Source organism: Streptomyces sp. NPDC019531 (assembly GCF_044903305.1).
GTDB lineage: Bacteria > Actinomycetota > Actinomycetes > Streptomycetales > Streptomycetaceae > Streptomyces.
Window position 1 is genome coordinate 1 of sequence record NZ_JBJDQL010000128.1, and the last position, 2,472, is coordinate 2,472.

The 2,472-nt window shown below is 68.4% G+C and carries 1 protein-coding gene; it reads right to left on the reverse strand.

Translation table 11 applies throughout. The features are described 5' to 3' along the window. The coding region (locus ACI2L1_RS45075) for an amino acid adenylation domain-containing protein (RefSeq protein ID WP_404745287.1) at window positions 1–2,472 on the reverse strand (2,472 nt) is incomplete at both ends.

Consider the following 2,472-nt stretch of genomic DNA (forward strand, 5'->3'; position numbering starts at 1 on the left):
TTCCCGTTCGGGTTCAGCGGCAGCCCCTCCAGCACCACAAACGCCGCGGGCACCATGTAGTCCGGGACCCGCTCACACACCCACCCCCGCACCACGTCGGCCAGCCTGCGCTCACGTCGGCCCCTGGTCGGCGTGTTCACCCAGGATGTCAGGGGTGTCCCGGCCGGTTGCGCCGGGGCATACAGGTCCACCGGCGCGCCCGGTCGCAGCAGCGGTGCCGTCACGAACACGGCGTCCAGGGATTGCGGGTCAGTGGCCGACCAGGTGCACCCCACCCAGTATCCGAGTTCTTCACCCAGAGTGTGGAGGGTCTCCGGTGTCGCAGCGTCCCCGGTCGGCGAAGGGTCAGACAGGGGGGTGCCGTTCTCCAGGGCGCTCAGGGCTGCGGAGTCGTCGAGGAGTCGCTGGTTGGGTATTGCGCTGACTCGGAGGCCGGCCGGTTTGGCCGCCGTCAGGTATTGCCGCAAGGCGGTGAGGCCATCCTCGTGTTCCGGCCATTCCCACTGGTCTTGCTCGACCGGCTGCGCGGTCACCGGCTGTGTGCGCAGGACGACGTCGTAGCGGTATCGCGTCAGCTCGTTGTCGGAGTGTCCGCGCTTGAGGTGGATCTCCGTCGCGGTCACGCCCAGGCGTTCCTGCAGGGCGGTGAAGAACTCCGGGTCGATCAGCAGCTCTTCTTCGTCGGCGAGGGCTCGCTCCACTGCCCGGTTGATCACGGCGGTGTCGGTCGGTGTCGGGTGGCGGTGGGTCTGCACGCCTGCTGCCATGTGCCGCGCGAGCCGGAGGTTGCGCACGTCGCCCACGAACACCGACCCGCCCGGCGCCACCAGGTCCGTGATCCGCGTCAGCACTTCCACCAGGTAGTCCGCGCCCGGGAAGTACTGCACGACGGAGTTGATCACGACCGTGTCGAAATATCCTGCGGGCAGTCCCCCGGTGTCGTCCGCCGGCTGGGTCCGCAGGGTTACCCGGCCTGTGAGGTCCGGGTCTTCGTTCACCCGGGCCGTGAGCGTCTCGATGGCCGGAGCCGAGAAGTCCGTCGCCCAGTACGTTTCACATCGCGGTGCCAGCTGCGACAGCAGCAGGCCACTGCCGACACCGATCTCCAGCACCCGGCGGGGCCGCAGGGACATGACCCGCTCGACCGTGGTGTCCCGCCATTCCCGCATCTCCGCCAACGGGATCGACTCACGGGTGTAACTGCTGTTCCAGCCCGAGAAGTCCTCACCCCACGGCGCCGGGTCGGAGGAGGCGTACTGCTCGTCGTAGATGGCGCGCCAGTCTCCGACCTGCTCCCTGGCTACCTCCCCGCCATCGCCGTGGGTGTCGGTGTCGGGAGTGACGTAGGCGACGAGCCGCTTGTCCGCTTCCCGGTCCTCACGCACCACGAGCGCGGCCTGTCCCACTCCCGGACAACCTGCCAGCACCGACTCGATCTCTCCCAGTTCGATCCGGTACCCGCGGACCTTGACCTGGTCATCCACCCGGCCGGCGAACTCCAGGTTGCCGTCCTTACGCCATCGCACCACATCCCCGGTGCGATACATCCGCGAACCGGCCGGACCGAACGGATCCGCCACAAACCGCCCTGCGGTCAGCGCCGCACGATTCCAGTACCCCCGTGCCAGGCCCGCACCGGCCGCATACAGCTCGCCGGCCACTCCAGGCGGTACCGGGTTGAGCCCCGCATCCAGCACATACATCCGCGTGTTCGACAGCGGACGGCCGATCGGCGGTGGTGTGGTCGCATCCGGGGTCAGTGGATCGCTGGTGGTGACGCACACTGTTGCTTCGGTGGGCCCGTAGGCGTTGATCATCCGGTGTTCTGGTGACCATGCGGCCACCAGCTCCGCCGAACAGGCCTCGCCCGCCACGACCAGTGTGGTGCCGGTCGGCAGGCCATCCGGTACCGACAGGGTGGCCAGGGCGGAGGGTGGCAGCGTGACATGCGTGACCGCGTGTTCCCGGACCAGGTCCGTCAAGGGGGCACCCGGCAGCAACTGCTCGGCCGACGCCACCACCAACGCCGCACCCGACAGCAAACCTGCGCACAACTCCCAGAACGCCGCGTCAAAGCTCGGGGAAGCGAACTGCAACATCCGGCTACCGGCACCCACTCCCAGCCGGCTCCGCTGCGAGGCAACGAGGTTCGCCACCCCGCGATGACTCACCACCACACCCTTGGGTGTGCCGGTCGACCCAGACGTGTAGATCACATATGCCGGGCTCAGGACGGTGAGTGGATCGCGCCGGTCCGAATCGACCAGATCGGCGGCATCAACACCGTCCAGCGCCACATCGTCCAGGACCACCGTCGCCACGTTCCGCGGCAGCGCCGACGCAACGTCCGCTGCTGTGATGGCAAGGACCGGTTGTGCGTCGTGGAGCATGAACGCGATGCGTGACGGTGGGTAGTCCGGGTCGATGGGCAGGTACGCGCCTCCCGCCTTGAGCACGGCGAGGACGGCCACG